This is a genomic window from Blastomonas sp., from assembly GCF_041747255.1.
Lineage (GTDB): Bacteria > Pseudomonadota > Alphaproteobacteria > Sphingomonadales > Sphingomonadaceae > Blastomonas.
In genome coordinates, this window is the sequence record NZ_JBGTFM010000207.1 from 1 (window position 1) to 5,428 (window position 5,428).

Below are 5,428 nucleotides of genomic sequence, written 5' to 3' on the forward strand. Positions count from 1 at the left end.
ACTATGACCGGGCAAAGAAGGAGCCCGGCAAGCGAAACGGCCCCCTCGGGGGCATCGCTTTGGAGGTCTTGGCGCTGTTCGCCAATCTGGTGAACTTCAAGTCAGGCCGACTGGACCCGTCCCTTGATTACATCACCGACAAGCTGCGCCGGTCGCGTGACGCGGTTGTGCGGGCGCTGAAGGCGCTGCGCGATCATGGCTTTCTGGATTGGCTGCGCCGCTTTGAACCAGCCCCGAACGAGGGACGGGGCCCGCAGGTCCGACAGGTCAGCAATGCCTATCGTCTGTCTGCCCCCAAGCGCGCCCTTGCGCTTCTTGGGCGGTGGGCTGGTCGACCAGCTGCCCCGGATGATGACCAGGCCGCACGCAGGGACCGCGCCGCTATGGAGGCGGAGCATGTCAAAACCCTCGACCTTGCTGGACTGGCAGCCTTCAAGATCGAGGACACGGATCTTGCGAAGGCTCTGTCACTGATGGGCAAAGCCATAGATTTACGCGAGTCCGCCAAGCGGACTGGATCCCAATCTACCTCTTTCTCTTATGCTTGAATCCCAATGTTAGGCTGCCCGCTGTAGCTACCTGATCAGTCGAGGACCTTTCCGGAGGTCGCCGCTCTTACACCAACTGCTGGAACACTATCGGGAAATTGCTGCGCCCTGCGGCTATTCCAGCAACCTGCGAGGTCACATTTGCGTTGTTTCCTTCCCTCGCTATGGGATGCTGCCGCTATAGGTTGCAGCCTTCGTGCATACGTCCTATCCGATACCTATGCTGTCAGATTTCGACCGAAAGATGTCCAATGATCATCACATCGCAAACTGCCATCAGGAATGCGGTCAGAATGATCGCTGTGATTTGTATCGTGCTTCTTGGGCAGGTGCAGGCATCCGAAAGCCAGGCAGCAATCGCTTGGGACAGTGGCGTCGTGCATGGTCAGGCTGAGATCAATACTGCGCCGCCATGCATGGGCTTGTGTGCCGCAGACACGCTGCTCTGCGCCGCGAGCTGTGCTGTCTTTGGCCAATCAAAGAGTATTGCGCTGATCAGCCAGCCTGTCTTGGCCAGCTGGCCATGGATTGTCGTGGCAATGAAAAGCCGGTGCGTGGATTTTGATCCTGACCCTCCGAAGTAAAGGCACGGTGAACATGGCAAGCCTCTGAGCAAGCCATTCCATCTTTATCCTTAACATTCGGAGTGTTCTGATGACACAAACACAATCGTCCCCCAGGGATGCACATAGCCTGTGGCTTGCGGCCAAACATGCCGGCGCGACGCAACTCGATGCCAATAATATTAACATGATTGCACTGATGCTGCGGCTTGGCATTGGGTCGGTCTTTATCGTCGGCGGCTGGTGGAAGCTGTCGCGGGCTTTGGACCCGGCCCGGGCGGACGCGCTTTTGACACGTTATCTGGCGCCGGACGGCTATATCAACGCGTTTTTCCAGAATTATCTGTTTGCAAGCGACCTGATGACGCCGTGGTTCTTCATGACAGCCCTGTCCGGGTTCGAGCTGTTTGCTGGAATAGCCCTGATGCTGGGTCTGTTCGTTCGCGCTCTGGCGATCACCTTCGGGGTGCTGATGTGGTCTTTTGTGGCGGCCTTGCCGGTGATGACCACACCGGGGCTTACGCCCACGGATCCGACGTTCCTGACTCCGGCGCTGATTGTGCAGATCCGCGATGTGGGCCTGTCGGGGCTGTGCTTTGCCTTGGCAGCGGTTGGGTCGGGTGCGCTCAGCCTTGATGCGCGGTTCTTTGGGCGGGGCGCTGCGGCATCTTCTGCCAACTGGTCAGCGCTTGGATTGCTGATCCGTTTGTCGCTTGGCGTGGTCTTTCTGAGCGGCGGCTTTTTCTATGGGTTGGATCACGTCAAGTCGTGGACGTCCATTCCGCTGCTGTCCATCGCGATCGGTGTCGTCCTGGTCTCGGGGCACGGGGTTCGAATTGCTGCCGCAGCCGCGTTTATCGTGCTGGCGATATCGTGCATCAATAGCATGGATGGTTCAAATACCCTTTGGAACAACCTGAATGCGGTCAAGCGCGAGTTCGCCTTTCTGGTCGCGGCAGGGCTTCTGGTCCGTTTTTCCGGAGGCCCGGCTTTTCAGGCAGGCTATCTGATCCGTCACCCGAAGGCCGCCTTGTTCGGCCCGGAACGCGCGCCTGACCGGATCTGACGAAAAAACCGCCGGCTTCCGATAAGGGGGGCCGGCGGTGCCAGGTTGTTTTGCTCTAGTTTCGGACACGATAGTCTTCGGGCAGGAAGGTCAGGTCGTCGGTGTCCGCCCCCATACCCATATGGCAGGACGCACAGAAGACCATTGCGTCTGAATTCGCCCCAAGGGTCCGTCCCATCAGTGTGCCGTCGGGCATGATCGCCGTATAGAGCCAGTCGTTCGTGTCAGGCGATGTTCCCTCGGCGGCCTTTTCCATGAGGAACAGGGTTTCCCAAAGGGCCTCGCCAGTAGGGCTGATGCTGAAGGTGGGCTTGGCCACGATTCCGCCTGCGGGCATTTCACCAATGTCTTCATAACGCGCATAATGTTCGGCGGCGATGTCGTTTGCATGGTTGGTGGCAAACCGTTCGCCATGGGTGAACGAGATATAGGGCGTGCTGGCAAAATTCTTCCAGAAGGCAAAATCCTGTCCCTCGCTTCGTTCTGATTGCGTCCAAGACGCGAGGATCGCTCCGTCTGCCGGGGAGGCGGCCGCCTGCTGATCCATCGTCTCGATCAGGCAGTCATAAAGCGTCCGCAATGCCTCGTCACTTACCTCGGGTTGCGGTGCAGCGGCTGCGCACGGGTTAGCTGCACACGGATTTGCAGCACAAGGGTTGGCTGCGCAAGGGTTGGCAGCAGCACAAGGGTTCGCAGGCTTGGACACTGGACTGCAGGTGGCCGCGCAGGGATTGGCTGCGCAAGAGGCAGGAGCGCATGTCGCGGCGCAGGGATTGGCTGCGCACGGATTAGCCGCACAGGCATTAACTTCGGCCTGCTGCATTCCCGGCACAAAACAATTGCTTGAAGCGCCCTTCGTGGCCGCACAGGGGTTCGCCGCGCAGGGATTGGCCGCGCAGGGATCGGCTGCGCAAGGGGCAGGAGCGCATGTGGCGGCGCAAGGATTGGCTGCGCAAGGGTTAGATCCACTGGTATTGGCCAAGGCTGCGCCGCTCATGGAGACAGGAGCCCATCCTGCCAGACCAACCGCTCCTGCACCCAGAAAAAGCGCAACGCTGAAGGCGGTACCAGAGTGCAAAGCCCTTTGCAGTCGCGTTTTCCGACGATTATGCGTGGTGTTTGTCATCCGTCTCTCCCTGATAAGTTATCCGTAGGGTTAGCCTACAATAGTTAGGTGTTCGCCGCCCGGGCCTCGGGGGTTACAAAATAATACGCTGGATCTGTAACAATCTGCGGTTTGCTTGGTCTAGTCTGGGGACACCGAACCAAACGGGGCTGCGGATGACTGCGACAGGGAGGCAGAGAAATTCGCTTGGCGCAGCCGGTCTGAACGAGTTGATGCGGCGCAGCCAGCAGGGGGATGCGGATGCCTACCGTCTGCTGCTAACCCGCATGGCGCCGCGTTTGCGGCGCATGATCGTCCTGCGCGCGCCCTGGCTTGGTCGCGAGGATGTCGAGGATGTGGTGCAGGACATCCTGCTGTCCCTGCATCTGTCGCGTCATGCTTGGGACCCTGATCGTCCCTTTCTGCCTTGGATCGCTACGATCGCCCGGTCAAGGCTTGCAGATCATGCCCGCCGCCATGCGCGACGGACAGCAATTAATATTGCCGCGTCCGATCTTGCTGAAACCTTTTGCGATCCAACGACGAATAAAGATGCAGAGGTCGTCGTGAACCTGATGTCCATGCGCAAGGCGATGCTTGATCTGTCCCCGGCCGAAAAACAAGCCGTGGATCACCTTCGTCTGCGCGAACTGAGTTTGCATCAGGCAGCACAGACGACCGGATCGACCGTGCCCGCCCTGAAGGTGGCCATTCACCGCGCCATGCGCAAAATGAAGTCCGTCTTGTGGAAGGATTGATCTTACGTGAGCACCATGCCTGATCCCCGCGCAACGACAGCTGCACTGATTGCCCGGCTGGCGCGGGACACGCAGCCTGTTCGGCCGTTGTCCTCGCCCTTAAGGCGCGGCCTGTTGTGGGGCCTGGCCACGCTGACCTTTGGAGCCTTCATGGCGTGGGCTGTCGGGCTACGACCCGATATGGGGCAACGCCTGACCGACGGTCACTTCTTGCTGGAACAAGGAGCTGCTCTTGCCACGGGTCTAAGTGCAGCAATCGCGGCATTGGCCCTGACCATCCCGGCAAGCGCGCGTGCGCTGCGGCTGTTGCCGGTCGTCCCTGGGGCCTTGTGGCTGGGCACGCTTGGGTGGGGCTGTCTGCGCGATGCGCAGACGGCAGGGGTGCAGATCACGCCCGACCCGGCGTGCTTTCTCTATATTGCCCTGATCGGATCACTTCCTGCGGCCCTGCTGGTGTCGATGCTGCGAAAGGGCGTGCCGCTGGCACCACGTCTGACCATCGCGTTTGCCGGCTTGGCGGCGGCGGGATTGGGCAATGTCGCCTTGCGCTTTTTTCACATGCAGGACGGGGCGTTGATGGTGTTGATTTGGCAGGTCGGATCGGTCGGCCTGCTGGCGTGGCTGTTCGGTTTGGCGGGGCGGTCGATGCTGCCGTGGCCTGTCCTGAGCACAAGACGAACAAGGAGCTGACGATGACGATACCCGATCTGACACATCTTCCGCCAGACGATCTGCGCGCCATGCAGCAGGCGGGGCTGGAGGTGGCCGAATGCCTGCGGGTGCTGAAAAAGGTCAAGCTGAACGTGGTGGGCGAGATCCTGAAGGGACAGGGACAGTTCGTGCGTCTCAACCATTTTCCGCAGGGCGATGTCTATGATCCGGAAACCCATGCGCAATATTACTATCATGCCCACCGTACTGCCGAACACGGTCATTTTCACCTGTTCCTGCGTGCCAAGGGCATGCCTGTCGGCTGCACCCCCACGCCCGAGGCGCAGGGCCGCGACTGGCCCGCAGGCGATCAGGCCTTGTCGCATCTGGTGGCCTTGTCGATGGACCGGTTCGGCATGCCAACAGGCCTGTTCACGACGAACCGGTGGGTGACAGCGGAAACGTGGTATCCCGCCGACGATGTGATCCGCATGCTGCCGCATTTTGCCATCGATCATGCGTGGCCCAGCTGGCCCACGAACCGCTGGCTGACCGCGATGACGCAACTGTTCCGTCCCCAGATAGAGGCGTTGATCAGGGCGCGTGACGTGGCCCTGGCCGCCCGCCGCATGTCCCACCCCGACCGTGACGTGTTCGAGGATCGCGACTTCGAGGTGCTGAGCGAGGCCGCGATAGACATCGCGGCGCAGCGGACGGCGGTCGACGATGCGCTGGCG

General features: G+C 60.4%; 6 protein-coding genes and 2 pseudogenes. 7 read left to right on the top strand and 1 reads right to left on the bottom strand.

Features of this window, described 5'->3' with window-relative positions:
* From ACEW8G_RS07395 to ACEW8G_RS07405, 3 genes and pseudogenes are all read left to right on the top strand, one after another.
* Positions 1-548, top strand: a pseudogene (locus ACEW8G_RS07395) (helix-turn-helix domain-containing protein); the annotation flags it as partial.
* Positions 549-799: 251 nt separating this feature from the next.
* Positions 800-1,132 (top strand): hypothetical protein, encoded by a 333-nt coding sequence (locus tag ACEW8G_RS07400; RefSeq protein ID WP_373487790.1) that lies wholly within the window; start codon positions 800-802, stop codon positions 1,130-1,132.
* A 166-nt stretch (positions 1,133-1,298) separates the two neighbouring features.
* Positions 1,299-2,177, top strand: coding sequence for a DoxX family protein (locus tag ACEW8G_RS07405; protein WP_373487791.1), 879 nt, complete (start codon positions 1,299-1,301; stop codon positions 2,175-2,177).
* Positions 2,178-2,232: 55 nt separating this feature from the next.
* Here the strand turns inward: ACEW8G_RS07405 and ACEW8G_RS07410 are convergent, their stop codons facing one another.
* On the bottom strand, positions 2,233-2,757 hold the full coding sequence (locus ACEW8G_RS07410; protein ID WP_373487792.1) for a hypothetical protein: 525 nt from the start codon (positions 2,755-2,757) through the stop codon (positions 2,233-2,235).
* Between the two features lie 118 nt (positions 2,758-2,875).
* Here ACEW8G_RS07410 and ACEW8G_RS07415 point away from each other — a divergent pair, with 118 nt between their 5' ends.
* The 4 genes and pseudogenes from ACEW8G_RS07415 to ACEW8G_RS07430 form a co-directional block, all read left to right on the top strand.
* Positions 2,876-3,331, top strand: coding sequence for a hypothetical protein (locus ACEW8G_RS07415; RefSeq protein WP_373487793.1), 456 nt, complete (start codon positions 2,876-2,878; stop codon positions 3,329-3,331).
* Positions 3,332-3,458: 127 nt separating this feature from the next.
* A complete protein-coding gene (locus ACEW8G_RS07420; protein ID WP_373487794.1) occupies positions 3,459-4,040 on the top strand; it encodes a sigma-70 family RNA polymerase sigma factor in 582 nt (193 codons plus the stop codon).
* 15 nt (positions 4,041-4,055) lie between these two features.
* Positions 4,056-4,730 (top strand): NrsF family protein, encoded by a 675-nt coding sequence (locus ACEW8G_RS07425; protein WP_373487795.1) that lies wholly within the window; start codon positions 4,056-4,058, stop codon positions 4,728-4,730.
* Between the two features lie 2 nt (positions 4,731-4,732).
* Positions 4,733-5,428, top strand: a pseudogene (locus ACEW8G_RS07430) (hypothetical protein); the annotation flags it as partial.